25 protein-coding genes are annotated in these 25590 nt (G+C 67.0%); 19 read left to right on the top strand and 6 right to left on the bottom strand.

What is annotated here, in order from left to right:
* Positions 1-163: 163 nt before the first annotated feature.
* Complete coding sequence (locus tag BGO22_RS21055; protein ID WP_070400473.1) at positions 164-1075, bottom strand: LysR family transcriptional regulator; 912 nt, start codon at positions 1073-1075, stop codon at positions 164-166.
* A gap of 160 nt (positions 1076-1235) precedes the next feature.
* On the opposite strand from BGO22_RS21055, the gene BGO22_RS21060 reads away from it, so the two are divergent.
* From BGO22_RS21060 to BGO22_RS21130, 15 genes are all read left to right on the top strand, one after another.
* Positions 1236-2474, top strand: coding sequence for an NAD(P)/FAD-dependent oxidoreductase (locus BGO22_RS21060; RefSeq protein ID WP_070400474.1), 1239 nt, complete (start codon positions 1236-1238; stop codon positions 2472-2474).
* Between the two features lie 8 nt (positions 2475-2482).
* Positions 2483-4438, top strand: a complete 1956-nt coding sequence (locus tag BGO22_RS21065; RefSeq protein ID WP_286852364.1) for a hydantoinase/oxoprolinase family protein — start codon at positions 2483-2485, stop codon at positions 4436-4438.
* Entirely contained in the window at positions 4435-6015 is a 1581-nt protein-coding gene (locus tag BGO22_RS21070) for a hydantoinase B/oxoprolinase family protein (RefSeq protein WP_286852365.1), read from the top strand. The genes BGO22_RS21065 and BGO22_RS21070 overlap by 4 nt, the downstream gene beginning before the upstream one ends.
* Before the next feature lie 28 nt (positions 6016-6043).
* Positions 6044-7048: a Bug family tripartite tricarboxylate transporter substrate binding protein gene (locus tag BGO22_RS21075; protein WP_286852366.1), complete on the top strand. Its 1005-nt coding sequence runs from the start codon at positions 6044-6046 to the stop codon at positions 7046-7048.
* A gap of 13 nt (positions 7049-7061) precedes the next feature.
* Positions 7062-7463 carry a RidA family protein gene (locus BGO22_RS21080; RefSeq protein WP_070400478.1) on the top strand — a complete coding sequence of 134 codons (402 nt, stop codon included), beginning with the start codon at positions 7062-7064 and terminating at the stop codon, positions 7461-7463.
* Between the two features lie 45 nt (positions 7464-7508).
* Complete coding sequence (locus BGO22_RS21085) at positions 7509-8150, top strand: TetR family transcriptional regulator C-terminal domain-containing protein (protein ID WP_286852367.1); 642 nt, start codon at positions 7509-7511, stop codon at positions 8148-8150.
* A 107-nt stretch (positions 8151-8257) separates the two neighbouring features.
* Positions 8258-9265, top strand: a complete 1008-nt coding sequence (locus tag BGO22_RS21090) for a PDR/VanB family oxidoreductase (RefSeq protein ID WP_286852368.1) — start codon at positions 8258-8260, stop codon at positions 9263-9265.
* Positions 9266-9286: 21 nt separating this feature from the next.
* Entirely contained in the window at positions 9287-10615 is a 1329-nt protein-coding gene (locus BGO22_RS21095) for an amidohydrolase family protein (protein WP_286852369.1), read from the top strand.
* A 28-nt stretch (positions 10616-10643) separates the two neighbouring features.
* Positions 10644-11504 (top strand): creatininase family protein, encoded by an 861-nt coding sequence (locus BGO22_RS21100; protein WP_070400481.1) that lies wholly within the window; start codon positions 10644-10646, stop codon positions 11502-11504.
* 50 nt (positions 11505-11554) lie between these two features.
* A complete protein-coding gene (locus tag BGO22_RS21105; protein ID WP_070400482.1) occupies positions 11555-12553 on the top strand; it encodes an ABC transporter substrate-binding protein in 999 nt (332 codons plus the stop codon).
* A 74-nt stretch (positions 12554-12627) separates the two neighbouring features.
* Positions 12628-13455, top strand: a complete 828-nt coding sequence (locus BGO22_RS21110; RefSeq protein ID WP_286852370.1) for an ABC transporter ATP-binding protein — start codon at positions 12628-12630, stop codon at positions 13453-13455.
* Entirely contained in the window at positions 13452-14261 is an 810-nt protein-coding gene (locus tag BGO22_RS21115) for an ABC transporter permease (RefSeq protein ID WP_286852371.1), read from the top strand. Before BGO22_RS21110 ends, BGO22_RS21115 begins: the two co-directional genes overlap by 4 nt.
* 109 nt (positions 14262-14370) lie before the next feature.
* Positions 14371-15720 (top strand): FAD-binding oxidoreductase, encoded by a 1350-nt coding sequence (locus BGO22_RS21120; RefSeq protein WP_070400485.1) that lies wholly within the window; start codon positions 14371-14373, stop codon positions 15718-15720.
* Positions 15721-15734: 14 nt separating this feature from the next.
* A complete protein-coding gene (locus BGO22_RS21125; protein ID WP_070400486.1) occupies positions 15735-16190 on the top strand; it encodes a RidA family protein in 456 nt (151 codons plus the stop codon).
* A 224-nt stretch (positions 16191-16414) separates the two neighbouring features.
* Positions 16415-17245 carry a DUF2971 domain-containing protein gene (locus BGO22_RS21130; RefSeq protein ID WP_286852372.1) on the top strand — a complete coding sequence of 277 codons (831 nt, stop codon included), beginning with the start codon at positions 16415-16417 and terminating at the stop codon, positions 17243-17245.
* Between the two features lie 21 nt (positions 17246-17266).
* Here the strand turns inward: BGO22_RS21130 and BGO22_RS21135 are convergent, their stop codons facing one another.
* On the bottom strand, positions 17267-17476 hold the full coding sequence (locus BGO22_RS21135) for a hypothetical protein (RefSeq protein WP_286852373.1): 210 nt from the start codon (positions 17474-17476) through the stop codon (positions 17267-17269).
* Positions 17476-18525, bottom strand: coding sequence for an acyltransferase family protein (locus BGO22_RS21140; RefSeq protein WP_286852374.1), 1050 nt, complete (start codon positions 18523-18525; stop codon positions 17476-17478). Before BGO22_RS21140 ends, BGO22_RS21135 begins: the two co-directional genes overlap by 1 nt.
* A 946-nt stretch (positions 18526-19471) precedes the next feature.
* On the opposite strand from BGO22_RS21140, the gene BGO22_RS21145 reads away from it, so the two are divergent.
* The 4 genes from BGO22_RS21145 to BGO22_RS22430 are packed head-to-tail and all read left to right on the top strand — an operon-like array spanning position 19472 to position 22898.
* Positions 19472-19798, top strand: coding sequence for a hypothetical protein (locus BGO22_RS21145; protein WP_286852375.1), 327 nt, complete (start codon positions 19472-19474; stop codon positions 19796-19798).
* Positions 19798-21189: a hypothetical protein gene (locus BGO22_RS21150; protein WP_286852376.1), complete on the top strand. Its 1392-nt coding sequence runs from the start codon at positions 19798-19800 to the stop codon at positions 21187-21189. The genes BGO22_RS21145 and BGO22_RS21150 overlap by 1 nt, the downstream gene beginning before the upstream one ends.
* Before the next feature lies 1 nt (position 21190).
* Positions 21191-22351: a helix-turn-helix domain-containing protein gene (locus BGO22_RS21155; protein ID WP_286852377.1), complete on the top strand. Its 1161-nt coding sequence runs from the start codon at positions 21191-21193 to the stop codon at positions 22349-22351.
* Positions 22335-22898, top strand: a complete 564-nt coding sequence (locus BGO22_RS22430; RefSeq protein ID WP_502686489.1) for a PIN domain-containing protein — start codon at positions 22335-22337, stop codon at positions 22896-22898. Before BGO22_RS21155 ends, BGO22_RS22430 begins: the two co-directional genes overlap by 17 nt.
* An 88-nt stretch (positions 22899-22986) precedes the next feature.
* Here the strand turns inward: BGO22_RS22430 and BGO22_RS21160 are convergent, their stop codons facing one another.
* From BGO22_RS21160 to BGO22_RS21170, 3 genes are all read right to left on the bottom strand, one after another.
* Positions 22987-23856, bottom strand: a complete 870-nt coding sequence (locus BGO22_RS21160) for a uracil-DNA glycosylase family protein (RefSeq protein WP_286852378.1) — start codon at positions 23854-23856, stop codon at positions 22987-22989.
* A 515-nt stretch (positions 23857-24371) separates the two neighbouring features.
* On the bottom strand, positions 24372-24980 hold the full coding sequence (locus BGO22_RS21165; protein ID WP_286852379.1) for a hypothetical protein: 609 nt from the start codon (positions 24978-24980) through the stop codon (positions 24372-24374).
* Positions 24981-24996: 16 nt separating this feature from the next.
* Positions 24997-25488, bottom strand: coding sequence for a hypothetical protein (locus BGO22_RS21170; protein ID WP_286852380.1), 492 nt, complete (start codon positions 25486-25488; stop codon positions 24997-24999).
* Positions 25489-25590 lie beyond the last annotated feature (102 nt).

Here is a 25590-nt window from a genome sequence, read left to right on the forward strand (position 1 = left end):
TGGTGCGTTGGATAGAAAAACGCACCATTTTGCATTGGCTGCGCCCCCCGCCCGGAGGGGCCAAGCCCCCGGGAGGGCACCAGAGGCGCCGAATCTGGTGCATTCACCCCCCTTGGCGGGCCAGCGGGCCAGCCCCCTTGCCCACCCAACAGGCAGCCGGCGGCTACCTCGCCGGCGCCCGCCGGGGCGCCCCACCGCGCTGGCGCAGCAGCGCCAGGAAAGCCGCCCCCGCTGGAGACAGCGACTGCCCCTTGCGCTGGTAGACGAAGTACTCGCGCTGCACCGCCGGTCCGCGCAGCGGCACGAAGCGCACGCCGAAGTTGTCGGCGAAGGAGCGCGCGTACTCGGGCGCCACCAGCACGCCCCGGCCGTGCCCGGCCAGCGCCAGCGCGGTGGTGAGAAAGCCGACGTCGCTCACCGTGTTGAGCGCGAAGTCGTGGCCGTGCGCGTGCAGCCGGCGCTCCAGGTAGCGGTTGAACTCGTTGGAATAGCCGATCCAGCGCTCCTCGCGCAGGTCCTTCCACGGCACGCTCGCGCGCCCGTAGGCCGGGTGCCCCTGGGGACAGACGAAGCGCAGCGGCACGTTCATGAGGAAGCTGCGCGTCACGTCGTCGCCGCTCGGGCGGTCGGGGCCGATGCCCAGCTCCACCGCGCCGTGGCGCACGGTGTCCACCACGTCGTCGGCCACCGCGTCCTTCAGGCGCACGCTGATCTGCGGGTGCTGCTCGCCAAACTCGCCGAGGATGGAGGCGACCCAGGTGCAGGCCATCATCTGCGAGGTGGCCACGCGCAGGAAACCCCGCCGCAGCGCGCGGATCTCGGAGGCGCCGTCCACCACCTGGCGCACGTCTTCCAGGATGCGCTGCGCCAGCGGCAGCAGGTTGCGCCCCGCCTCGGTGAGCGTGATGGCCGTGCGGCCCCGGTCGAAGAGCTGCAGGTGCAGTTCCTGTTCGAGCTGCTGCACCAGCATGCTCACCGCCGACTGCGTGAGGTTGAGCTGGCGCGCCGCGCCGGTGAAGCTGCCGCTGTGCGTAACGGCGGCGAAGGCGCGCATCTGGCGCAGGCTGATGTTCATGGCGTGCCCCGCGATCGATGCCGGTGCATCCGCCGCGCGCGTGCACCACCATCAGGTTTCATGATTGATCTATCAAAACAATTCGCTTGGTTGATGGTAAGCCCGTTCCTAGAATGCCCGGCACCGTCCCATCCCCTGTCGATTCTTCTCCCCTGATTCCATGCACATCGCCGTCATAGGCACCGGCATCGTGGGCGCTTGCAGCGCCGCCTGGCTGCAGCGCGACGGCCACCAGATCACCTTCGTCGACCCGCTCGAGCCGGGCGAGGCCTGCTCCTTCGGCAACGCGGGCTCGCTCTCGCCCAGCGCCTGCCTGCCCGTGGGCATGCCGGGCATGTGGCGCAAGGTGCCCAAGTGGCTGCTCGACCCGCTGGGCCCGCTGACCGTGCGCACCGGCTACCTGCCGCGCGTGCTGCCCTGGCTGGTGCAGATGCTGCGCCACTCCACGCCGCAGGAGGTCACGCGCATCGCCACCGCGCTGCAGACCCTGCTGCGCCCCATCTTCGATTGCTACGGCCCGCTGCTGGACCACGCGCACGCCAACGAACTGGTGCGCCGCACCGGCTGCCTCTACGTCTACTCCTCGCGCGAAGCCGCGGCGCAGTGGAAATGGGGCATGGACCTGCGCCGCTCGCTGGGCGTGAACCTGGTCGACGTGGAACGCGAGGAACTCGAAGAGCTCGAGCCCGACCTGAAAGGCCAGTTCCGCTTCGGCATCCTGGCGCCCGACAACGGCTCCACGCTGGACCCCTCGCAGCTGGTGAAGGCGCTGGTCCGCCAGGCCCTGCGCGACGGCGCGCGCCACGACCACCGCTCGGTCATTGGCTTCGAGCGCGAGGGCCGGCGCGTGACCGGCCTGCGCTTGGACAGCGGCGAGCCGCTGGCGGTGGACGGCGTGGTGATCGCGGCCGGCGCCTGGTCCGGCGCGCTCGCGGCGCAGCTCGGCGACCGCGTGCCGCTGGAGACGCAGCGCGGCTACCACGTCACGGTGCGCAGCTCCAACCTGAAGCTGCGCCACACGGTAATGGCCTCCGAGGCCAACCTCATGATCAACCCCATGGCCATGGGCCTGCGCCTGGCCGGCACGGTGGAGTTCGCCGGCCTAAAACCCGCGCCCAACTACGAACGCGCGCAGGCCCTGCTGCGCCAGGGCCTGCGCCTGTTCCCGCACCTCGACACCTCCGAGGTGACGCAGTGGATGGGCCACCGCCCCTGCATGCCCGACAGCCTGCCGGTGATCGACCGCAGCCGCGGCGCGGACAACGCCTGGATGGCCTTCGGCCATGGCCACATGGGCATGTGCATGGGCGCCACCACCGGCCGCGAAGTCGCGCACCTGGTGGCCGGCCGCGCCACGCAGGTGGACCTGGCGCCCTTTCGCGCGTCCCGCTTCCGTTGAGGACGGCCATGAACACGCAGTGGGCCATCGGCGTGGACATGGGGGGCACCTTCATCGACGTGGTCGCCTGCTCCAGCGACGGCGAGCTGCGCGCGCTCAAGCACCCGCGCGAAGCGGGTGAGCTGGTGCAGCCCATCCTGGGCGCGGTGCAGCGCCTGCTGGACGAACAGAAGATCGCGCCCGCGCAGGTGGCGCGCCTGGTGCACGGCTCCACCGTGGTCACCAACCTGCTGCTCGAACAGGACGCCGGCCCGGTGGCCGTGCTCACCAACACCGGCCTGCGCGACGTGCTCGCGCTCGCGCGCCAGGACCGCCGCGACCTCTACACCCCGGTGGTGGCGCCGCCCACGCCCGAGCGCCGGCTGTTCCCCGCCGAGCTGCGCTTCGAGATCCGCGGCCGCATTGGCGCGCGCGGCGAAGAGGTCGAGGCGCCGGACCGCGAGCAGGTGATGGCGATCGCGCACCAGCTGCGCGCGCGCGGCATCGCCTCGGTGGCGGTGTGCCTGTTGTTCGCCCACCTGCGGCCCGTGCACGAACAGCAGGTGCGCGACTGGCTGCTGCAGGCCGAACCCGACCTGCTGGTCTCGGTCTCCAGCGAGGTCGACCCCAAGCCGCGCGAGTTCGAACGTTTCCTGGTCACGGCCTTCGACGCCTACAGTAAGCCCCTGGTGCAGCGCTACCTGCGCACGCTGGGCGAGGCGCTGCGCGAGCGCGGCCTGCCCGAGCCCGCGCTGATGCGCTCCGAGGGCGGCATCGCGCCCTGGCCCGAGGCCGCCTCGCGCCCCATCGGCCTGGCCATGTCGGGCCCCTGCGCGGCCCTGCAAGGCGTGGCCGCGAGCCTGCCCGCCGACGAACCGCGCGTGGTGATGTCCGTGGACGTGGGCGGCACCAGCACCGACATCGGCCTGCTCGACGGCGGCCGGCCGCTGTTCAGCGACGCGCTGCTGTGCGGCGATCTCACGCTGCGCCTGCGCTGCGCCGACGTGGAGTCCCTGTCCATCGGCGGCGGCAGCCTGGCCACGGTGAACGCGGGCGGTGGCCTGCGGCTGGGCCCGCGCTCCCAAGGCGCCTGGCCCGGCCCCGCGGCCTACGGCCTGGGCGGCACCGAGGCCACGCTGACCGACGCCCTGGTGCTGCTGGGCCGCCTGCCCGAGCGGCTGTCGGGCGGCGTGGCGCTGGACGCGGCGCGCGCGCGCGCCGCGATTCAGAAGGACGTGGCCGCGCCGCTGGGCCTGGACGCGCAGGACGCGGCGCGCGCCATCGTCGCCACCGCCGCCACCGCCATGGCCGAGAGCGTGAAGATGCGCGCCTTCCAGCGCGACATCCACCCCGCCGACTGCGAGCTGGTGGCCGCCGGCGGCGGCGGCGCCCAGCACGTGGCCGAGGTGGCCGAGCTCGCGGGCGTGCCGCGCGTGCGCGTGATTCCCCACGCCGGCGTGATCGCCGCGCTGGGCCTGCTGGCCTCGCCGCCCACGCGCACGCTGGAATGGTCCTGCGCGCTGGCGCTCGACCACGAGGGCCTCGGCGCGCTGAGCGAACGCCGCGAGGCGCTGCACCGCTCGGTGCGCGAGGGCACGCCGCGCTGGAGCCTCGAACTGCTGATCGTGGGCCAGGGCAACCCGGTGGAGGTGCCCTGGGACACCGGCGACGACCTGGCCACGCTGCGCGCGCGCTTCGCCGAGCGCTACGAGTCCCTGCGCGGCCAGCTGCCTGCGCGCTTCGAGGTGCAGGCCCTGCTGCTGCGCGGCGTGTTTGAACAAACCCTGCCCCAGCCCGGCGTGAGCGCCCGGCACCTGCGCCCCGACCCCGCGCTGTGGGCCGGCTGCCCGGCCGAGGGCCTGGGCCCGCGCGCGCTGTTCGCCGCCACCACCACGGTGTGGGTGCCCGCGGGCTGGCGCTGGGCGCTGGTGGCCGACGGCGCGCTGCTGCTGTCGCGCGACGGGGCCCGGGAGCCCAGGGCATGAACCACGAGCACCTGATCCTCATGGAGCCCGTTCGGCTGGCGCTGCAGGGCATCGCCGACCGCATGCAGAGCCGCATGATGCGCGCGGCCTATTCCTCCATCGCGCGCGAGGGCGGCGACTGCGCGGCCGCGGTCTTCCTGCCCGACGGCCGCCTGCTCGCGCAGGCGCGCTCGCTACCGCTGCTGCTGGGCTCGCTCATTCCGGCGGTCGCGGGCCTGCTCCGGCGCTGCCCCGTCGAGGCCATGGCCGACGGCGACGCCTGGCTGATGAACGACCCCTGGTCGGGCGGCACGCACCTGCCCGACCTGATCGTGGTGCGGCCGGTGTTCGGCGGCGGCGCGGTGGTCGCGCTGGCCGCGGCCATCCTGCACCACCAAGACGTGGGCGGCGTGGCGGCCGGCTCCATCCCGCCCGACGCGACCGAGATCTACCAGGAAGGCCTGCGCATACCGCCGGTGCGCTGGCGCGTGGCCGGCGCGCCCGACCCGCACATCGAGGCCCTGCTCAGCGCCAACAGCCGCACGCCCGGCAACCTGCTGGGCGACCTGAACGCGCAGTGGTCGGCCGTGAGCCTGGGCGCCGAGGAAACCGCCGCGCTGCGCGCGCGCACCGGCGCGGCCTTCGAGGCCGTGTGCGAGGCCCTGCTCGCGCAGTCCGAGCGCCTGACGCGCGAGGCCCTGCGCGCCGCGCCCGATGGCGAATGGCACTGGCGGGACCAGCTCGACGGCGACGGCATCAGCGACACGCCGGTGCGCATCGCGGTCGCCCTGCGCAAGCGGGGCGACACCCTGCACATCGACTTCACCGGCTCCTCGCCACAGACGCGCGGGCCGGTGAACGCCTCGCCCTCCAGCATGGTGTCGGCCATCCTGTTCTTCATGCGCTCGCTGGCGCCGCAGGCGCCCAACAATGCGGGCTGCCTGGTGCCAGCCAGCTGGGTGCTGCCCGAGGGCAGCGTGGTCAACCCGCGCCTGCCAGCCGCGGTGAACGCGCGCACCGCCACGCTCAAGCTGGCCTGCAACGCCCTGCTTGGCGCTTGGTCCTCGGGCGCGGCGCGCGAGCCCATGGCCGCCAACGCCGGCGTGGCCACGGTGCTCTCGCTCGGCGGCGCGCGCGCCGACGGTCAGCGCTGGCTGTTCACCGAGATCATCGCCAGCGGCGCCGGCGCCAGCGCGCGCAGCGACGGCACCAGCGGCGTGTCCACCGACGTGGGCAACGCGCGCAACACGCCGCTCGAGGTGATCGAGTCGGAAGCGCCGGTGCGCGTGCACTGCTACGCGGTCCGCGAGGGATCGGGCGGCGCGGGCCGCTTCTCCGGCGGCCATGGCGTGCGCCGGGTGTATGAATTGCTGGAAGGCCATGGCAGCGTCTCCTACCGGGGCGAGCGCCATGTCAGCCGTGCGCGCGGCAGCGAAGGGGGCGGCGACGGCGCGCCCTCGGCCGCGCGCATCGAAAGAACCGATGGACGCGTCGACGTGCTGCCCGCGAGGGCGCGCGTCGACTGGTCCGCGGGAGACAGGCTCGTCATAGAAACGGCCGGAGGAGGCGCATGGGGCGAGGCCATGCCACGCCAATGAACCCACCCACTTGAAAGAGAGATCCCCGATGAAACGTTTCGCCCTCAACCGCAGAACCCTGGTCAGCGCGCTGGCCGCGGGCACCACCCTGGGCCTGGCCGCGCTCACCCCGCTGGCCGCGGCCGCGCAGGACACCTACCCGAGCAAGGTCGTGCGCATCGTCGTGCCCTTCCCGCCCGGTGGCAGCACCGACCTGCTGGCCCGCAAGCTCGGCGAGAAGCTCGCCGCGCAATGGAAGCAGACCGTCATCGTGGACAACCGCCCCGGCGCGGGCGGCACGGTGGGCGCGGACCACGTGTCCAAGTCGGCCCCCGACGGCTACACGCTGCTGCTGGGCGTGACCGGCAGCAACGGCATCGCCGGCTCGCTCTACCCCAACCTGCCCTACGACCCGGTGAAGGGCTTCACGCCCGTGACGGCCGTGGTGACCGCACCGCTGCTGCTGGTCAAAGGCGAGCGCGTGGCCGCCAAAACGGTGGCCGAGCTGGTGGCCGCCGCCAAGGCCAAGCCGGGCTCCATCACCTACGGCTCGCCGGGCACGGGCACGTCCATGCACCTCACGGGCGAAATGTTCGAGCTGGCGACCAAGACCGCGCTGCTGCACATTCCCTACCGCGGCAGCGCCGGCGCGCTGACCGACCTCATGGGCGGCCAGATCGACCTGATGTTCGGCGACATCCTGGTGGTGATGCCGCAGATCGAGGCCAAGAAGGTGACGCCGATCGCCGTCACCTCCAAGGAGCGCCACCCCATGTTCCCCAACGTGCCCACCGTGGCCGAGAGCGGCTACCCGGGCTTCGAGGCGCTGTCGTGGCAAGGCCTGTTCGCGCCGCCCGGCACGCCCGCGGCCATCGTCGACAAGCTCAACAAGGACGTGAACGCCGCGCTCGCCAGCCCCGACATCCAGGAGTACTTCGTCTCGCGCGGCTTCAAGCTCGGCGGCAGCGGCGCGGCCGAGTACAAGGCCTTCATCGAGGCCGAGAACAAGAAGTGGGCCACCATCGTGAAGACCGCCGGCGTGAAGCCCGACTGAGTCCCGCCCAGCGATGCCGAACAACCCGGACATCCTCCACGTCGGCCCGCCGGTTCAGCGGGCCGGCGTGGTGCAACCGATCTCGCCCGCCGTGGTGGCCGATCAGCGGCTGGTCTTCGTCGCCGGCCAGGTGCCCATGCGCAACGGCCAGCCCGCGGGCGAGGACATCGTGAGCCAGACGCACTACACGATCGACCTGATCGAGGACATCCTGCGCCGCGCCGGCTGCACGCTGGCCGACGTGGTGAAGACCACCGTGTGGCTGGTCGACGGCCAGGACTACCCCGGCTTCAACGCGGCCTACGCCGAGCGCTTCCCGGCCGCCACCGCGCCGGCGCGCTCGACCGTGATCGCGGGCCTGATCGCGCCGGTGCGCGTGGAGATCGAGGCGGTGGCGCTCAAGCCGCGGGCCTGAGTCGCACGCGACCTTGGGGCGGGCGCGCTATCATGCCCGCCCGCCATGACCGCAGCAGCCCCTCCCCCGGCGCGACGCCCCGCGCGCGAAAGCCGCCAGCGCATCCTCGCCGCCATCCGCGAAGCGGCGATCCAGGAGTTCAGTCTGCACGGCCTCAAGGGCACGTCCACCCAGGCCATCGCCGAGCGCGCGGGCCTCACCAAGCCCCAACTGCACTACTACATCGCCGGCAAGGAGGAGCTCTACGCCGAGCTGCTCGACTCGGTGATGATGGCCTGGAAGATCCCGTTCGCGCCGCCGGGCATGACCGAGCCGGCCGAGATCCTGGCCCACTACATCCGACTGAAGCTCGACCACGCCTTCGACCAGCCCACCGTCTCGCGCATCTTCACGCGCGAGATCCTGGACGGCGGCCACAACCTCGACCGCTACTGGCCCAAGGCGCGGATCTGGGTCGAGGAAGAGGTGGCCATCCTCAACGGCTGGATGGCGCGCGGCCTGATGCGGCCCATGAACGCCCACCTGCTGCTCATGCACATCTGGGCCATGACGCAGCACCACGCCGACTTCGCGCTGCAGGTGCGCGAGATCTGCGGCCAGGGCCCGCAGGCGCCGCTGGACCGCGAGGCCGTGGCCAACGAGCTGATCCCCTTCGTGCTGCGCGGCTGCGGCCTGCTGCCGGCCTGAGCCGCGCGCGGCCGGCGCCCCCCACCCCACCGTCCCCGGGTAATCCCGCCTGTGCAAGCCCTTTCTCACCCATATACTGACCAATTGGTCAAAGTATTCGGTCAAAATTGAACGCCCCCGACACCCTGGCCCCATCGGCCACCCTTTCCGCCGACCCCACCCGGGGCGAATTCACCGTGCGCGTGGCCCGGGTGCAGCGCCACACCGCCGAGGTGAGCGGCTACCGCCTGGAGCGCTGCGACGGCCAGGCCTTGCCCGCCGCCGAGGCCGGCGCCCACATCGACCTCTACCTGCCCGGCGGCCTGGCGCGCAGCTACTCGCTCTGCGGCGAGCCGGCGCTGAGCGCCGAAGGCTATGAGATCGCGGTCAAGCGCGAGGACGCCGGCCGCGGCGGCTCGCGCGCGGTGCACGAGCACCTGCGCGAAGGCCGGCTGCTGCGCATCGGCCGCCCGCGCTGCCTGTTCCCGCTGGCGCCCCAGGCGCCGCACCACCGCCTGCTGGGCGGCGGCATCGGCGTGACGCCGCTGGTGGCCATGGCGCACGCCCTGCACGCGCGCGGCGCGGCCTTCGACCTGCACGTCTTCGTGCGCAGCGCCGAGCACCTGCCGCTGCGCGCCGCGCTGGACGCCGCGCCCTGGCGCGGGCGCGTGACGGTGCACCGCGACGACGCGCCCGCCACCCGCACCGACCCCGCCGCCCTGGTGGCCCAGGCCCCGGCCGGCGCGCACCTCTACTACTGCGGCCCCGAAGGCTTCATGGCCGCCCTGCGCGAGGCCAGCCGCGACTGGCCGGCCGAGCGCGTGCATTTCGAGCACTTCGGCGCGCCCCCGAAAGAGGTCGCGCCCGGCGCCGACGCCGGCTTCGAGCTGATCCTGGCGCGGCGCCAGCAGCGCCTGCACGTGCCCGCGGGCAAGAGCATCGCGATGGTGCTGCACGGCGCGGGCATTGCGGTGGACACGGTCTGCGAGCAGGGCATCTGCGCGTCCTGCATCACGCCCTATCTCGACGGCACGCCCGACCACCAGGACAGCTGCCTCACCGACGAGGAGCGCGCCACGCACGTGGCGGTGTGCTGCGCGCGCGCGCTCACGCCCACCCTCACGCTGGACATCTGAGCCGGCGCGAACGAGCCCCGCATGACCCCCCAGCCCCCCGTGCCCGACACCGACACGCCCGCCGCGCTGCATGGCGCGCGCCTGCCGCGCTGGCTGCTGCCCGCCGACTGGCCGACGCACGAGGGCCGGCCCGCGCTCGCGCGCCTCGAACTGGCCGACGGCCGCATCGCCCGCGTGCGCCCGCTGCCCGCCGCCGAGGGGCCCGCGGGCCAGGCGCGCTGGGACCTGCACGGCGCGCCGGTGCTGCCCGGCTTCGTGGAAGCGCACGCCCACCTCGACAAGGCCTTCATCGGCCCGCGCCTGGGCGCGGTGCGCCCAGGCCTGCTCGGCGCCATCGAGGCGGTGATCGCCGACCGCGAGCGCTGGACGCGCGAGGACCTGCGATCGCGCATGCGGCGCGGCCTTCACTGGGCCTGGCAGGCCGGCACCACGCGGCTGCGCACGCACATCGACTGGTGGGACCCGCAGGCCACGCCGCTGGCCTGGGAGGTGATGGGCGAGCTTGCGCACGAATGGCGCGATCGCCTGGCGATCGAGCGCGTCGCGCTGGTCAAGCTCGGCCCCTGCGAGGACCGCGCCGTGGCGCAGGCGCTGGCCAGGCGCATCGCCGGCGACGGGCCGGGCGCCCTGCTGGGCGGCTTCGTGCACAGCAGCCAGTGGAACCCCGGCGCGCTGCGCGAGCTGCTGCGCGCCGCGCAGGACGAGGGCCTGGACCTCGACCTGCACGTGGACGAAGAGCTCAACCCCGAGGCCGAGGGCCTGGCCTGGCTCGCCCGCAACCTGCGCGCCACGCGCTTCGACGGCCGCGTGGTCTGCGGCCACACCTGCGCGCTGGCGGCCCAGCCGGAATCGCGCGCACTCGCCACGCTGGACGCGGTGGCGCGCGCGCCCATCACCCTGGTGTCCCTGCCCATCACCAACCTGCTGCTGCAGGATGCCGCCACCGGCCGCACGCCGCGCCAGCGCGGCCTCACCCTGGTCAAGGAAGCGCGCGCGCGCGGCATCCCGCTGCTGATCGGCAGCGACAACGTGCAGGACCCGTTCTGCCGCGTGGGCAGCCTGGACCCGGTCGAGGCCATGCAGGCCGCGGTGCTCGCGGGCCAGCTCGACGGGGCCTTTGACCACTGGTCGATGGCCCTGTGCCGCGCCGACTGGCTGGGCCGCGAGGCAGCGGCCGCCGCGCCCGGCCTCGAAGGCCGGCCCGCCGACCTGGTGGTCTTCGACCGCGCCGAGGCCACGGCCTGGCCCTCGCGCGCCGCGCGGCGCCGCGTGCTGCGCGGCGGCCGCGCCATCGACACCGACACGAGCACCGACACCGACACCGACGACAGCGGCGCCCCCGCGCGCTGACCCCGCCACCCCCCAGAGAACCCCACCCATGCTGCACGGCTACTTCCCCCCGCACCGCTTCCTGCCCTATCTGAGCTGGACCGAGATCACCGCCCTGCCCGACCGCGAGAACACCGTCATCGTGCTGCCCGTCGGCGCCACCGAGCAGCACGGCCCGCACCTGCCCTGCTCGGTCGACACCGTGATCGCCGCCGGCGTGATCGGCAAGGCCTTCGAGCGCCTGCCCGCCGAGGTGCGCGCCTTCGGCCTGCCGCCCATCAGCTACGGCAAGTCCGAGGAGCACCTGCACTTCGCCGGCACCATGACGCTGAGCGGCACCACGCTGCTCTCCACCATGATCGAACTCGGCGAGTCGGTCTACCGCTCGGGCTTTCGCAAGCTGGTCTTCGCCAACGGCCACGGCGGCCAGCCCCAGGTGCTGGAGATGGCCGCGCGCGAGCTGCGCCTGCGCCACGGCGACTTCGTCATCGTGCCCTTCGGCGTTTCGCGCGTGCCCAACGTGTCCGGGCAGTTCATCAGCGACCAGGAGCGCAAGCAGTCCATGCACGCGGGCCATTCCGAGACCGCGCTCATGCTCGCGCTGGCGCCCGACACCGTGCACATGGAGCGCGCCGAGGCCGCCTTCCCGCCGGTCTTCCCCTCCAAGATCCTGTCGGCCGACGGCCGCCCCGCCTGCGCCTGGGTGGCGCGCGACTTCGGCCCCAGCGGCGTGATCGGTGATCCCACCACGGCCACGCGCGAGCAGGGCGAGGCCATCCTCGACAGCCTGGCCAACAGCTGGGTCCAGGCCATCACCGAGCTGCACGCCATGCAATGGGTCGTGCGCGAACAAACCACCTGGGAGCGCGGCCACCACACGGGCCACATCCAGCAGACCCTGGCCGACTGAGGCCACCCACCGATTCCGTCCCCACCACCCCCCAGCCAGAAAGGCCCGCCATGACCTCTCGCCCCCTGTTCCGCCTGCGCCGCGCGCTCGGCGCCACCGCCCTCGGCCTGCTGGGCCTCGCCGCCAGCGCGCAGGCCCAGGAGAAGTTCACCTTCATGACCAACTGGTACGCACAGGCCGAGCACGGCGGCTTCTACCAGGCCCTGGCCACCGGGCTCTACAAGAAGCACGGCCTGGACGTGAGCCTGCGCATGGGCGGCCCGCAGGTGAACATCCTGCAGATCATGGGCGCGGGCCAGACCGACTGCATCATGGGCGCCACCGACACGCAGATGATGGTCGCGCGCAACAACGGCCTGCCCATCGTCACCGTGGCCGCGGTTTTCCAGAAGGACCCGCAGGTGCTGATCGCGCACGAGCAGGTGAAGTCCTTCGAGGACATGAAGGACAAGACCATCCTGATCGCGCCCACCGCCATGCGCGGCTACTGGTCCTGGCTCAAGGGCAAGTACGGCTTCAAGGATTCGCAGGTGCGGCCCTACACCTACAACATCCAGCCCTTCGTGGCCGACAAGAACATCGTGCAGATGGGCTACCTCTCGTCCGAGCCCTTCGCCATCCAGAAGCAGGGCATCAAGGCCAACACCTTCCTGCTCGCCGACCACGGCTACCCCCCGTACGCCAACACCATCTCCTGCATGGACAAGACCGTGAAGGAGCGCCGCCAGGCCGTGACCGCCTTCGTGCGCGCCAGCGCCGAGGGCTGGAAGGCCTACCTCGCCGACCCCAGCGCCGGCAACGCGCTCATCAAGAAGGACAACCCCAACATGACCGACGAGCAGCTCGCCTACGGCATCGGCAAGCTCAAGGAAATGGGGATCATCACCAGCGGCGACGCGCAGAAGCAGGGCATCGGCACCATCACCCGCGAGCGCCTGCTCAAGACGCACGCCTTCCTGGTGGAGAACCAGCTCATCGACCCGGCCAAGGTCAACCTCGACCAGGCCTACGACTTCGACCTGGTCCGCGACATCAAGGTCCTGCCCTGAACCGCCCCCGGCCCGCGCCGCGCCCCGGCGCGGGCCTTGTTTTTTTCCCCCGCCAACACAACCCCCACCTCACGATGACCAGCCCGCCCTCGCCTGCCGCTGCGCCCCCCGTGGCCATCGACATCCGACAAGTCCAGAAAACCTACCCCAACGGCACCGTGGCCCTGCAGCCGGTGGACCTGAGCGTGCGCGAGGGTGAGTTCGTCACCCTGCTCGGCCCCTCGGGCTGCGGCAAGAGCACGCTGCTCAAGATGATCGCGGGCCTGCTGGAGCCCAGCAGCGGCAGCCTCAAGCTCTGGGGCGAGGGCGTGAACCAGCTCGAACGCTCGGGCCACCGCCTGTCCTTCGTCTTCCAGGCGCCCACGCTCATGCCCTGGGCCAACGTGCAGACCAACGTGCGCCTGCCGCTGGACCTGGCCGGCGTGCCGCGCGCCGAGGCCGACGCGCGCGTGGCCGACGCGCTCGCGCTGGTGGGCCTGTCCAAGTTCGCCAAGGTGCTGCCGCGCTCGCTCTCGGGCGGCATGCAGATGCGCGTGTCCATCGCGCGCGGCCTGGTGGTGGAGCCCACGCTGCTGCTCATGGACGAGCCCTTCGGCGCGCTCGACGAGATCACGCGCCACAAGCTCGACGCCGACCTGCTGGAGCTCTGGCAGAAGAAGAACCTCACCGTCGTCTTCGTCACCCACTCCATCCACGAAGCGGTGTTCCTCTCCAGCCGCGTGGTGATGATGGCCGCGCGCCCGGGCCGCATCGTGGAGGAATTCCGCATCGACGAACCCTATCCCCGCCGCCCCGAGTTCATGGTCAGCACCGACTTCAGCCACCACGCCAAGAACCTGCAGGACAGCCTGCACCGCGCCAGCCGCGACACCCAGGAAACCGCCGAAGAGGTGCGCGCATGAACGCCGCCCAGCCCCCCCTGCTCTCCCAGCCGCGCGTGCAGCGCGTGCTCTACCCCTCGCTGGTCGCTGTGGTGCTGATCGCGCTGTGGCAGGCGCTGGTGGTCGGCCTGGAGTTGCCGCCCTACCTGATCCCTTCGCCGCTGCTGATGATGCAGACCCTGATCGGCGACTGGGGCACGCTGTTCGACTCGCTGATGATCACCATGAAGATCACGGTGCTGTCCTTCATCGTCGCGGTGGTGGTCGGCGTGCTGATCTCCTTCCTGTTCGTGCAGAGCCGGCTGATCGAGACCGCGCTGTTCCCCTACGCGGTGCTGCTGCAGGTCACGCCCATCGTGGCCATCGCCCCCCTGATCATCATCTGGGTCAAGCAGCCGACGGCCTCGCTGGTGGTCTGCGCCACGCTGGTCGCGCTGTTCCCCATCATCTCGAACACCACCCTGGGCCTGCGCAGCGTCGACCCCGACCTGCAGGCCTACTTCAAGATGAACCGCGCCTCGCGCATGCAGATGCTCTGGCGCCTGCGCATCCCCAGTGCCCTGCCCTATTTCTTCGGCGGACTGCGCATCTCCTCGGGCCTGGCGCTGATCGGGGCCGTGGTGGCCGAGTTCGTCGCCGGCACCGGCGGCACCAACACCGGTCTGGCCTACCAGATCCTGATGGCCGGCTACCAGCTCGACATCCCGCGCATGTTCGCCGCCCTGCTGCTCATCTCGCTGGCGGGCGTGTTCCTGTTCGTGCTCATGGCCTGGCTCACCAAGCTCGCGCTCGGCTCCTGGCACGCCAGCGAGATCGCGCAGGATTGAACACCCCCGCCGCGCTTCGCGCGACCCCCTCAAGGGGGCGGCACCTGCGGCCCGGCAGAGCCGGTTCCGCGGTGCCCTCGACGAGGCACGGCTGACGCAAGGAATCTGAATGAACGCTTCCATCCAATCGCTCCAGCAGGAGCTGCCCGATCTCGACTGGATCACCGACCCCATCAAGGTCGGCCGGCTGTCGCAGGACTTCTCCTGGTTCAGCCCCGTGCTCAAGCGCCAGCTGCTGGGCAAGCGCGGCGACATCGCCGTGCGCCCGCGCACCGAAGACGAGTTGCGCCGCCTGGCCTCGGCCTGCGCGCGCCTGGGCGTGCCGCTCACGCCGCGCGGCAGCGGCACTGGCAACTACGGCCAGTGCGTGCCGCTGCACGGGGGCGTGCTGCTCGACATGAGCGGCTACAGCCAGTTCCTGTGGGCGCGCCCCGGCGTGGGCCGCGCGCAGGCCGGCATCCGCATCGGCGACTTCGACGCCGCCGCGCGCCCGAGCGGCTGGGAGCTGCGCTGCATCCCCTCCACCTTCCGCACGGCCTCGCTCGGCGGCCTGTTCAGCGGCGGCTTTGGTGGCGCGGGCTCCATCAACTACGGCCCCATCGGCGCGCCCGGCAACATCCTCGGCGTGCGCGCCATGAGCGTCGAGGCCGAGCCCCAGGTGGTGGAGCTGCGCGGCCCCGAGGCCCTGCTGCTGCACCACCTGTGGGGCACCAACGGCCTGGTGCTGGAAGTGGAAATGGCCCTGGCGCCGGCGCATCCCTGGCTGGAGATGATCGTCGCCTTCGACGACATGGACCGCGCGCTGAATTTCGGCAACGCGCTCGCGCACGCGCCGGGCATCGTGAAGAAGAACATCGCCCTGCTGGCCGACCCGATCCCGGGCTACATGGCGCCGCTGGCCGAGCACCTGCCCCAGGGCTGCCACGCCGCGCTGCTGCTGGTGGCCGAGTTCTCGGAGGCCGCGGCGCTGCAGCTGGTGGCCGCGCACGGCGGGCGCATCACCTACCGCCGCACCGCCGATGAGGTGCAGGCCCAGCACCACACGCTGCTGGAGTACTGCTGGAACCACACCACGCTGAACGCGCTGAAGGCCGACAAGGGCCTGACCTACCTGCAGACCACCTTCACGCCCGGCCAGCACCTGGACCAGGTGCGCACCATCCAATCGCTGTTCGGCGACGAGGTGCTGATGCACGTGGAGTTCCTGCGCAGCATGGACGGCTTCACCACCTGCACCTCGCTGCCGCTGGTGCGCTTCAGCACCGAGGAGCGCCTGAACCAGATCATCCAGACCTTCCGCGACAACGGCATCCGCGTGAACAACCCGCACACCTACATCATCGAAGAAGGCAAGGTGGGCGGTGACCTGCCGCAGAGCGTGATCGACATGAAAAAGCGCTTCGACCCCGCGGGCCTGCTGAACCCCGGGAAGATGCGCGCCTGGGGTTTGCCCAACTGAAGGAAAGAGGCGACATGAGCACCGGTCAACCCATGGCCCGCTACGCCGCCGCACGGCGCGTGGGCGACTTCGTCTTCATGAGCGGCGTGGTCGCCGTGAACCCCGCGACGCGCGAAGCCGTGCGGCGCTACGAGGACCTGCCCGAGGCCGCGCGCGCGGCGCTGCGCGCGCTGGGCTACGACACCGGGCAGATGTCGGTGGACCTCTTCGAGGCGCCCATCGTGGCGCAGAGCTGGCTGGTGCTCGACCGCATCCGCCAGCTCGCCGAGGAGCACGGCGGGCGCATGGCCGACGTGGTCAAGCTGGTGCAGTACTTCCGCCACCTGCGCGACTACGCGCCCTACAACCGCGTGCGCGGCCTGTTCTACCCGGACGAGCCGCCGGTGAGCACCGTGGTGGAGGTCTCGCGCTTCCTGCCGGGCGACGAGGTGCTGGTGGAGGTGGAGGCCACGATGTACCTGCCGCGCTGAGCGCGGCGGCACAACATCTCAATGGTCCTCTTTTGGCCTTGCGCGCGCTCCGTTGAATGTTGGTTGTCAGATGCACCACGGAACGCCAGTACAGCACGCAAGGCCTCACTCAGAGGCCATCGCCAGACACCGCGAACACCGCCTCTGGCATCTAAGGCGCTACATCGGTGTGCTCAAAGCCGATCTATCCTAGAGATACCCTCACCGTGGTCAACGCATAGAGCATGGAAATTCTCTACCACTACTGCTCAGTACTTTCTTTCTTGGCGATCGCCCAATCCAAGAAGCTCTGGCTCAGTGACGCGTCGAAAATGAACGATTCGCATGAGGGCAATTGGGCAGACCACATAGTAGACAGGGAACTGACCAGGCGCCGGTCAACAATGACCGACCAAGATCGAGAACAGTGTAGGCTTGGCCATCAAATAACAAAGCCTCGCGCTTTTCTATTTTGCATGTCTTCAGAGGCCGATGTTTTGAGCCAATGGAGGGGCTACGCTGACGATGCAATGGGTGTCGCCATCGGCTTTAGTCGCTCCACTTTTCCTGTGCAACAACATCTTCCCAGCACAAACGCAGCCCCTTCGCACAACACGGCGCTGTGGCCAGTCATTTATGACGAAGATGTGCAAAATCAAATAATCGAAGACACTTTTCAGAAGGGCTTGACTTCCCCTGACGTTTGCATCGAACCTGATGGTAAACCCGACTACTACATGCTTGGCATGTGGCTAGCGCGCTTCGGCCCGTTGTTCAAGAACCCCGCATTTCATGAGGAAAAAGAATTTCGAGTAGTGCATACGCCAATGCTGCTAGTCGACGAAAAGAATAGTCATCACACGTTGGGCACCAACTACCCCATCGGCCAGCGAGTGTCACGCAACCAGATAGTTACGCACTTTGAGTTTCCGCTCCCAGAGAATCTTTCCGGGGTAGTTCGTGAAGTCTGGATTGGACCTCGGTCTCGCTTGAGCAGGCAAGATATTGAACTGACGCTAGCAATCAACGGTTTTGGCTCTGTTGCCGTTCATCATTCGAGCGCCACTTATCGCTAGCACCGAGTCGGCAGATCATCGCTAGTCGAGTTGCTTCGAGCGCTCGGCTGGCATCTCGATTGCCTTCTGCAGATCCTGCTGCACTTGCTGCTGGGTACGCTTGGCGCTTTCCAGTTCCTGCTGCTTAACCGCAGCGCCGGTGGCGACCGAGCCCGCGGACTCAGCGCCGCAGGCCGCGAGCAGCATCGCAAGGCATAGACCGGCGCAGCGGATAGTCGTAGCAGCGTGCATCAGGAAGTCCTCGCCAAGGAATGAGGTCGAGTAAACACCGGCACCCAGCGGTCGCACAGCCGCTGCACCGCCGTGCCCAGCAGCAGCACCGCGGCCCAGGTCAGGGCCGTCCACAGCCAGGCCTGGCCGAGGCCGCCGAGGTCCAGCCGCTCCCACAGGCCGCTGGCCACGAGGATCACGGCGAAGTGGCAGACGAAAACGCTGTAGGACACGTCGCTGAGCTGCTCCACCGCGCGGCGCAGAGGACTCAGCACGGAACGCCAGGTGAGGTGCGAGCCGGCGTACAGGGCCAGCGCGGTGGTCAGGGCCAGGATGGGCCGGGCCCGGGGGTCCTGCAGCCAGTCCAGCGCCAGCAGCGCGGCCGTCAGCCACCAGCACAGGGCCGCCCGCGCGCTGCCGCGCGACCAGGCCGCCAGCGCGCCCAGGCCGTAGGCCGAGAGGAAGTAGATGGCCCAGACGTCGAGCGCCGGCTGCCGGCTGAACACCTCGATGGACGCCACCGTTGCGATGGCCACCACCAAGGGCACGAAGGAATCGGCCAAGGGCTTGGCCGAGCGCGCAGCGAAACAGGCCAGCACGGCGAACAGCCCGAACAGCTGCAGATCGATGGCCACGTACCAGGCGCCAGCCGACAGCGACGGCACGCCCAGCACGTCCTGCAGGAAGAACAGGTGCGCGAGGAACTGGCCCACCGAGGGCAGCGGCGAGACCCAGTCCTGCTGCGCCAGCTCCTGGCCCAGCCACCGCGTGGCGGCCACCACCAGCGCCAGGGCGACCAGGAACTGGGGCACCAGGCGCAGGTAGCGTTGCCAGATCAAGGGCACCGGGGCGAGGCCGCGCCGCTTGCCGAGCGACTGCGCCGTGAGGAAGCCGCCGATCACGAGGAAGGGCTGCACCGCGTAGCGGCCGTCGTCGTACAGGAAAGCGACCAACCGCGGCCAGGCGTCCGCGATCCAGTCGGTCATGGGCGCGTAGAGCGAGAGGTGGTGCAGCACGATGAGCTGCGAGGCCAGGGCCTTGATGCCGTCGATCAACGCGGAGCGGTTCATGTGGCTGCGTGCTGCGGGAGGGCCCCGGAAAGCAAAACGCCCAACCGGAAGGGTTGGGCGTCGAATCTTGGTGGCCTGGGGCGGAATCGAACCACCGACACGCGGATTTTCAAGGGTAAAACACGCGTGCGGTGTCAGCGATTCAACACACAACAACTAACAAAATCAAGCGCTTACAACGCAGTCGACCGCAACAACTCGCAATCAGACGCTGTCATTCACGCCCGCCTACCGCCCCAAGTGTCAGAAGCTGCGTCAGAGATTTTCTGCTGCGGTCGCTGGCCCCTGGGGTGCAGCAACAGTGTACCGGCTCGGAATCAGTTGCACCAGCAGATGCCTTCGTGCCAGGGCCCGTCGCGCGGCCACGTACAAGTACCAGGCACATAGAGCGGAATTCGTTCGACCGTCATGCGGCACAAAAGGGAGCGTTTGCCCCGAGGCAGGCTTCACCTATCGAAAGCGGAAATCTAGTTTTTGTAGGTGAATCGCAAAGGTCAGACGGGCGCAACACCGCGCCGCACTTTGGCCCGCAAGGCTCAAAGCGCGCCACTCAGGCTTGTGCCACACCGGTAAAAACCCAAAGGCCAACCTGAAAGTGAGATGAGCTGCGCAACGCGAGGCGCGCATTCACGCCGACGGTGACAAGCATCGAGACGAGAATCTGTTGACATTGTCAATTCTAGAGGCGAAACTTGGCTCGTCATTGTCAAAAGGCATCTCGATGCGTGACGACCTTCACCATTCGCTTCCTCTCACCAGTCCCTGGCGGGCAGCAGTGAGGGCGGCCTCCGGTCCTGACTTGAATGGGAGTCTGGCGGACGCGATGACGCGTGCGGCATGGTCGTCGTCCACGCAGTGGCTACCCACCCCGTGGGGAAGTGCATTCACAGCCCTCCTTGATGGAGGGCAGCGCGACCTGTTTGGGCTGGAGCGCATAGAACGCTCCTTGAACGAGCTTGAGCGGGTCGCGCCCGACCACTTTGCTCGCCGGGCCTGTGAGATTGCCCACGCCATGCTGATGAATGGGGAGCAAGGGCAAGTTAGCTCCACCCAGGTGATACGCGCCACGATTGAAGCGGGTATCGAGAATGGCATCGAACATGTTTTCGCAAGCATTGAAAGGACGCGGCCAGGCCACGGGGGCGAGGTGCTTCGCCGCATGAATGCGGCCTTGCAGAACTGCGACCTCTCTCGGCGGCCAGCGCCAAAACGGCGAGCACGCAAACCAACCGTTCAAGAGGGTCTTGGCATCAACTTGACCGTGATGTTCTGATGAACGCACACGCTGACCAGCTTCACGCCAACTACTCGGTCTTGCTGTACGAAGGCAAGGCGCCCCGTCGTTCGCGTAGCTCCTATCGACTTCAGCTGGGCGAGCACGTCCGCATCGAAGCCGACCATATCAATCGCTACTGCTTCAGCGATGGGTCAGCACTTCAGGAAGACCTCGCCGCAGTGCTTAGCGCCGTTCGAACGGCCGACCGGGCGGGTCCCCGCTTGCATGGCAAAAGCTGGGCTCGTGTGCTGTCTCTCGATATCCCGGTATTTGACCCTCAACTGTGGCAGTCAAAGAGCGTTTCGGAGGCATTGGCTGATGCCCTTCAGTATCTGACCGGAGACCGTTGGCAACTGACCTTTAGGCCTCGCAAAGGAACGCCAAAAACGCCTGACCAGGTGCATCTTCTGGGCCTGCCAGCACAGGAGCGGTTCTTCATGCCGTACAGCAATGGGCTGGACTCCTACGCACTGGCATCTCAGATTCGGCACCGAACGCCGACCGCGGAACTCATACTCATCAACGTACAGGCATCGAGGAGCTTGAAGAAGTGGGAGCACTTGGGGCGCACCGCGAAGCAAGACCTCAAGGCAGTTCAAGTTGCATTTCACTTCCAAGAGCCGCATCGCTCTGAGCCAACGTTTCGCTCTCGCCCCCTCATTTATGACTTGCTGGCCGGGTACGGCGCGGCAATGGCGCAACCTGCAAGGGTAGTGATACCGGAAAACGGTCAGGGCAGCCTAGGTGGCTCTCTCGTTCCACTCGGTGACGAAGCCCCGCATCGCAGCTGTCACCCGGGCCTCACGTCTCGTTTGTCTCGACTCGTCGAAGCGCTTACCGGCACCCGGGTCGATATCGAACACCCCGCACTTTTCATGACTAAAGGCCAAGTTCTCGCAGACCTCGCCAGCCGAGACAAGAACAGCGCTTTGTGGCTTGCTGGACATCGGTCATGCTCATACGACGCTCGCCACGCAAGCCGTGACAAACGCGCATTGCACTGCGGAGTGTGCGGCAACTGCCTGTTACGCCGAGTGGCCACGCAATGGGCTCAAATCGATGACACCACGAGCTACGAGGCGAACAACCTCGCAGCCGCAACTTTTGAAGCGTCGTTCTCTGGAGCACCGCCTCGCACGCTGGCAGCAAAACGCGATGTGGCCTTCACGAGCGTACGAGCAATGCAGCGCCTGTCGGACTTGGCCGAGAACCCGAACCACCCTCGGGTGACGACGGAAGTAGCCACTCTGGCCCGCGCGCTTGGAAAACCGGTTGAACATATAGGAACGAACATGAAACATTTTCTTCAGCAGCATCGGACGGAATGGGTGCAGTTTCTCGAGGCTTGCGGTCCATCGTCGTGGATTTCGTCTCTCGCGAGGAACTGAGATGGGCGACATCAATGCTCGCCTTGACGTGCTCGGGGCGAAGCTTCGCCATGCGCGGACTCTAAAGCGGCTCACCCAAGAAGCCGCGGCAAACAATCTGGGCATAGCCCGTACTACGCTTGTTGCCATTGAGGCTGGAAAGCGAAGCATCTCGACTCAAGAGCTGCGTCAGCTAGTCGAGCTCTATGACATCAGCGAGACCGACGTCCTTGACCAAGAGGAGGCCTCAATTGAACTAGATGTTCAGTTCAGGAGCTCTCCTTCTGACAAGTTGGCAAGCGATGAAGCATGTGTGGCGAGCATGCTCAATCGGCTAGCGAATTCAACGCTTCAGATAGAAGCGCTACTAGGGCGCCCACATCGACCTGTAGACCTGCCACACATTGAAGTCCCCAAGACTGGGGCTCTGGAGCGACATGCAGAGGACGGAGCACAAAGTCTTCGCTCACGTTTTGGACTCGGCATCGGGCCCATTCAAAATCTATGGGCGTTGATGGAGTTCGAAATGGGGTTGCGGCTGTTCGAGCGCCCCCTCCCGTCAAAAATCGCGGGAGCCGTTGCTTTCGACGAACGTTTTGGTGGGTTCGTGCTCCTGAACTCACGGCACATTCTCCCTCGGCGCAGAGTAACTGCCGTTCACGAGGCCGTTCATGTGTTCACGCGGACCACAGGTATCGCAGTCCATTTCGAGGGTGAGCAGCGACCAGATAGAACGGAAAAGTTCTGCGACCTCTTAGGGGTTGCTTTCCTCACCCCTGCCGCCGCAGTCCGTCGCAAAGCGAAGGAGCTGAAGGACATGACGGGCGAGTTTTCGGTCCGTCAGCTGTTGATGCTCGCACTGTTCTTTGGTGTCTCCATCGAGGCTATGACCCGTCGGATGGAGGGTCTTGAGATGCTTCCACCTAATACCTATGACGCGATTCGTAGGCAAGGCATTGGTCAAGCGCATCGCGACCACGTTGCCAAGGAGATGACGGTTCAAGAAGAGGTTGGTCCGTTCACGCCAAGAACGCTTCTGCTCGCGAGCTCGGCATACCATCGAGAGCTACTGTCTGAGCAGCAAATTGCTTCGATGTTGGAGCTGAACTTAGTCGACGTGCGCCAAGCTCTGGAAAGTTCAGCAGGCGCCAAAGGGGAGATGGTTTTTGACCTGGCTGATTGACCATCTTCCCACCGGCCATCCGGTATTAGATGCAAGCGTCATCATCAATGTTCTCGGGAGTGGCGAGCCCGTAGCCATCCTGCGCGGGCTAGGACATTCGTGCCTGGTAGAGCAACGTACGCTTCGCGAGATACGCAGGCATCCTGTCCCTGGTCTCGCCATTGAAACCGCTATTGCAGAACTGCAGAGCTGCGAGCTACTCTGCGAAGTTCGCATGACCGATGCTGAGTATGAGACGTACTTGCGCTATGTCTCTCCGCCACTTGGCACGCGGTTGGACGATGGGGAGAGCGCAGCTTTGGCCATTGCCCGTCGCGGTGCGTGTCTCATCCTTGACGAACGCAAGGCGCGGAGAGTCGCCGCCTCCGAAGACCCTCAGCTACCAGTGGCGAGCTCGCTAAAGCTCTTTATCTCGAGTGCCTTCCGGGCCGGTTGGACGCAGCAACAAGTCATGCGAATCGTGACGCGTGCGCACGAGCGCTCTCGCATGGCAGTCCCCAAGGACGAGCAAGCTCTACTTGCCGATGTCCTCCAGAACCGACCATAAAGTCACTACCGCCTCGACCGCATCTTGAGCGCTCTGCTCGATGATGAGCTCCATGCATTTCAATAGTGTTTTAGCGCACCCAGCGCAGCTACTTGGAGCTCGCACCGTCAAGCGAGGTCGGCAGCCATTTGACCGTTTGAGCGCCTGCCGCAGAAAGCTCGTCGTTGACTAAGGTGAATGGGTTCGCTTCTCTGCAAAATGAGTTTGCCGAAGGATGCTTTGAGCGCACGACGCGCGTGCGTGTCGAGGCGCAAGTGCTCGCGGTCATATCGTCAAACAACCTCTGAGCCGGCTTCCCCATCAGAAGGAACACCGGCGCGGAGCCATTCCGCACGAGCAGGTCGCGGAGAACCGCTTGGACGAACGGCCTCCAGAACGCCAGATGGCCACGCAGATGGTCATTGTTTCTTCGCGAGGCGGATTTCGAAATCGTCAAGCTAGCGTTCAAGAACATGACTCCTTGTGCAACCAGACGGTCGAACACCTGAGTGGGTGAAACGACTTTTAGGGGCGCTTGAGCAAGCAACGTCCGAAGGTCCTCACGTTTCGTTCTTGGCCTTTCATCAGCCTGGATGACAGTTGCTTTAACCATCATTCGCAGCATCATGTTGAGGCTGTGCGCCACCCGAGGCTTTTGGGCACGGAACGATTCCAGGTCTCCTTGCTCAAACGCCCGCCCAGTGGCCTGCGCTTCGTTCGGGTAGGGGTCCTGTCCAAGAAGAACAACACGGACTGCGGCAGGCGAGAGGTTGTCGAACGCTTTAAAAACGTGACGATGGTCGGTCACGTCGAGCCGCGGGAAAATGTGCTCCACGTTTGTCGAGCTGATAGAAGTTGGTGTAAGTCCCTCGGCCCATTGCATGGCCAAGGGGTGCCAAGCCTCGTTGAGGCTGTTTTTCCACCCTTGAACATGCCGGCCTAGCGCAGGTGTAAGTTCGCGCGAGAAGCTAACGGCCATAACGCTCTCTCGAAGTCTTGATTAGGCAAATTTCGCACGGTGGAGCGAGCGTGTGCAAAGCCTCGAAAATGCGAGCCGCCCCACCCTCGTCGAACAGGCCTGCCTCAAGTTGCTGCTTCAACCTGTCGAGCCACGACATTCCCGGCTCGCTCAAAAGCACAGACTCAACGTCCCGCGTAACCAAACGGAAGTGACAAATCGTTGGTCCATACGACGGCGGCGGATACTCGACAGCATCCACACGAAAGTCCATTGGGTCTAGACCGCGAGCCAGCACAGCCGCATCAAGCTGAGCTTGCTCCTGTGCACTTAGCGGACGTACGACAACTTCCTTAGTAGTCATAGAGGCCTCCAAAGCTTGATTGAGCAGGTGGCCCTTAGGCGAGACACGGACCTTCGCGCGTAAGAGAACATGCATACGAGAATGCTGTGGACCATCCCTTGTCACGCGGACGACCCGCTCGTCTCCTCCGAGAGAGCCGCATCAATGCATCATGACTACCCACGGACCAAGCTTAGGCCGGGGTTCCGGTGAAGTCTTGCAGTCTGACAAGCTTGCGGCGATTCTGGTCCGCGAACGACACCAAGTCTAGGACCAAGTTTGACAGTGACCGCCTTTCGAGGAGTCCTTGCTGGAACTGCTCCAACTTTCTCATCGTGAGTTCATCATAGTGTCCGTCTTCCATCGACTGACCTAGTGCATCGCGCAGTTCGGCAAGCGTAGCCGAAGTCCTGCGCGGACTTGTGGCCTCTAGTGAATCTCGACGCTCCTCCAAGTCCGCTATGCACCGCTCCAATGCGCGAATCTCCTTTTGCAACTGCCTGGCCTTGGAGGAGTCCTGCTTCAACTTTTCCGCAACGGCGCTATGCGGTTGACGCTGGAATCGTGGAGCGTCTTCGCCCAGGTGCAAAGATTTGAGACGGGTGTTGGGTGACACCTTTTGGTAGCCGAATACAAGGACATCCTTTGGGTGGCGCTCCAGTACACGCAAACACCACTGCTTGAACGTTTCTTGAAGTCCCGTCTCCGCTCGATTCTGAAGCCGCTCTGGCGCATCGCCCTGAAAAGAGACCACCAGGCCATATCGACGATTGACCGCATCGAGGAATTCATGCTTTTTCATTGCGAGCTCAACCCCTTCAAAAGAGCGCCAGGAACTGCTTAACCTTTTCGACGTCTTGCACCGAATACGACTCAGGGAGCTCCAAGCGAGCAAAGCGCCCGCCGCCCAGCGGCACCGAAAAAATCTTCAGAGGAGGCTCCGCTTGAGATGACTCGTCGTCGGAATCCAAGGCGTCTGCAAACCATTCCTTTTCGAGCTCCTCCCAGCCTGCGTCATCCAATAACTCCTCACCGACAGCGATGCGAGCAACTTCAGTGACGGGAAACGACCACTCAAACCTAGTCCTAGCGCCTCGTCGCCCCAGCTTCAGACTACCGACACCAATACCCTGCATTTGCTGCAGGACGTCGCGCACCTGGCGCTCAGTTAAACCTGTCTTTCTTGCCATCAAGTCCACATGGGAGACGCGAACGTTGTTGGTGTATCTAGTCTTGAGAAATCGCACTAGCGTGTCCGCCTCCGTCGAGCGGCGAGCCAGCTGCTTCAGCTTTTTGGACAAGTCCTGCATGCAAGTAATTATATCGAAAATAGGCAGGTTAAATAGCCATTAAATCAGTTTAAACGCAATTAATCGTGAAAAAATGCACGTTTAATCGACAGGAATGGGGAA

It is taken from the genome of Hydrogenophaga sp. 70-12, assembly GCF_001897365.1.
In the GTDB taxonomy this organism is placed as follows: domain Bacteria; phylum Pseudomonadota; class Gammaproteobacteria; order Burkholderiales; family Burkholderiaceae_C; genus Hydrogenophaga; species Hydrogenophaga borbori.

Excerpts from the sequence above, each read along its gene's own strand:
- BGO22_RS21055 (WP_070400473.1), bottom strand. The coding sequence starts at position 1,075 with ATGAACATCAGCCTGCGCCAGATGCGCGCCTTCGCCGCCGTTACGCAC.
- BGO22_RS21060 (WP_070400474.1), top strand. The coding sequence starts at position 1,236 with ATGCACATCGCCGTCATAGGCACCGGCATCGTGGGCGCTTGCAGCGCC.
- BGO22_RS21065 (WP_286852364.1), top strand. The coding sequence starts at position 2,483 with ATGAACACGCAGTGGGCCATCGGCGTGGACATGGGGGGCACCTTCATC.
- BGO22_RS21070 (WP_286852365.1), top strand. The coding sequence starts at position 4,435 with ATGAACCACGAGCACCTGATCCTCATGGAGCCCGTTCGGCTGGCGCTG.
- BGO22_RS21075 (WP_286852366.1), top strand. The coding sequence starts at position 6,044 with ATGAAACGTTTCGCCCTCAACCGCAGAACCCTGGTCAGCGCGCTGGCC.
- BGO22_RS21080 (WP_070400478.1), top strand. The coding sequence starts at position 7,062 with ATGCCGAACAACCCGGACATCCTCCACGTCGGCCCGCCGGTTCAGCGG.
- BGO22_RS21085 (WP_286852367.1), top strand. The coding sequence starts at position 7,509 with ATGACCGCAGCAGCCCCTCCCCCGGCGCGACGCCCCGCGCGCGAAAGC.
- BGO22_RS21095 (WP_286852369.1), top strand. The coding sequence starts at position 9,287 with ATGACCCCCCAGCCCCCCGTGCCCGACACCGACACGCCCGCCGCGCTG.
- BGO22_RS21100 (WP_070400481.1), top strand. The coding sequence starts at position 10,644 with ATGCTGCACGGCTACTTCCCCCCGCACCGCTTCCTGCCCTATCTGAGC.
- BGO22_RS21105 (WP_070400482.1), top strand. The coding sequence starts at position 11,555 with ATGACCTCTCGCCCCCTGTTCCGCCTGCGCCGCGCGCTCGGCGCCACC.
- BGO22_RS21110 (WP_286852370.1), top strand. The coding sequence starts at position 12,628 with ATGACCAGCCCGCCCTCGCCTGCCGCTGCGCCCCCCGTGGCCATCGAC.
- BGO22_RS21115 (WP_286852371.1), top strand. The coding sequence starts at position 13,452 with ATGAACGCCGCCCAGCCCCCCCTGCTCTCCCAGCCGCGCGTGCAGCGC.
- BGO22_RS21120 (WP_070400485.1), top strand. The coding sequence starts at position 14,371 with ATGAACGCTTCCATCCAATCGCTCCAGCAGGAGCTGCCCGATCTCGAC.
- BGO22_RS21125 (WP_070400486.1), top strand. The coding sequence starts at position 15,735 with ATGAGCACCGGTCAACCCATGGCCCGCTACGCCGCCGCACGGCGCGTG.
- BGO22_RS21130 (WP_286852372.1), top strand. The coding sequence starts at position 16,415 with ATGGAAATTCTCTACCACTACTGCTCAGTACTTTCTTTCTTGGCGATC.
- BGO22_RS21135 (WP_286852373.1), bottom strand. The coding sequence starts at position 17,476 with ATGCACGCTGCTACGACTATCCGCTGCGCCGGTCTATGCCTTGCGATG.
- BGO22_RS21140 (WP_286852374.1), bottom strand. The coding sequence starts at position 18,525 with ATGAACCGCTCCGCGTTGATCGACGGCATCAAGGCCCTGGCCTCGCAG.
- BGO22_RS21150 (WP_286852376.1), top strand. The coding sequence starts at position 19,798 with ATGAACGCACACGCTGACCAGCTTCACGCCAACTACTCGGTCTTGCTG.
- BGO22_RS21155 (WP_286852377.1), top strand. The coding sequence starts at position 21,191 with ATGGGCGACATCAATGCTCGCCTTGACGTGCTCGGGGCGAAGCTTCGC.
- BGO22_RS21160 (WP_286852378.1), bottom strand. The coding sequence starts at position 23,856 with ATGGCCGTTAGCTTCTCGCGCGAACTTACACCTGCGCTAGGCCGGCAT.
- BGO22_RS21165 (WP_286852379.1), bottom strand. The coding sequence starts at position 24,980 with ATGAAAAAGCATGAATTCCTCGATGCGGTCAATCGTCGATATGGCCTG.
- BGO22_RS21170 (WP_286852380.1), bottom strand. The coding sequence starts at position 25,488 with ATGCAGGACTTGTCCAAAAAGCTGAAGCAGCTGGCTCGCCGCTCGACG.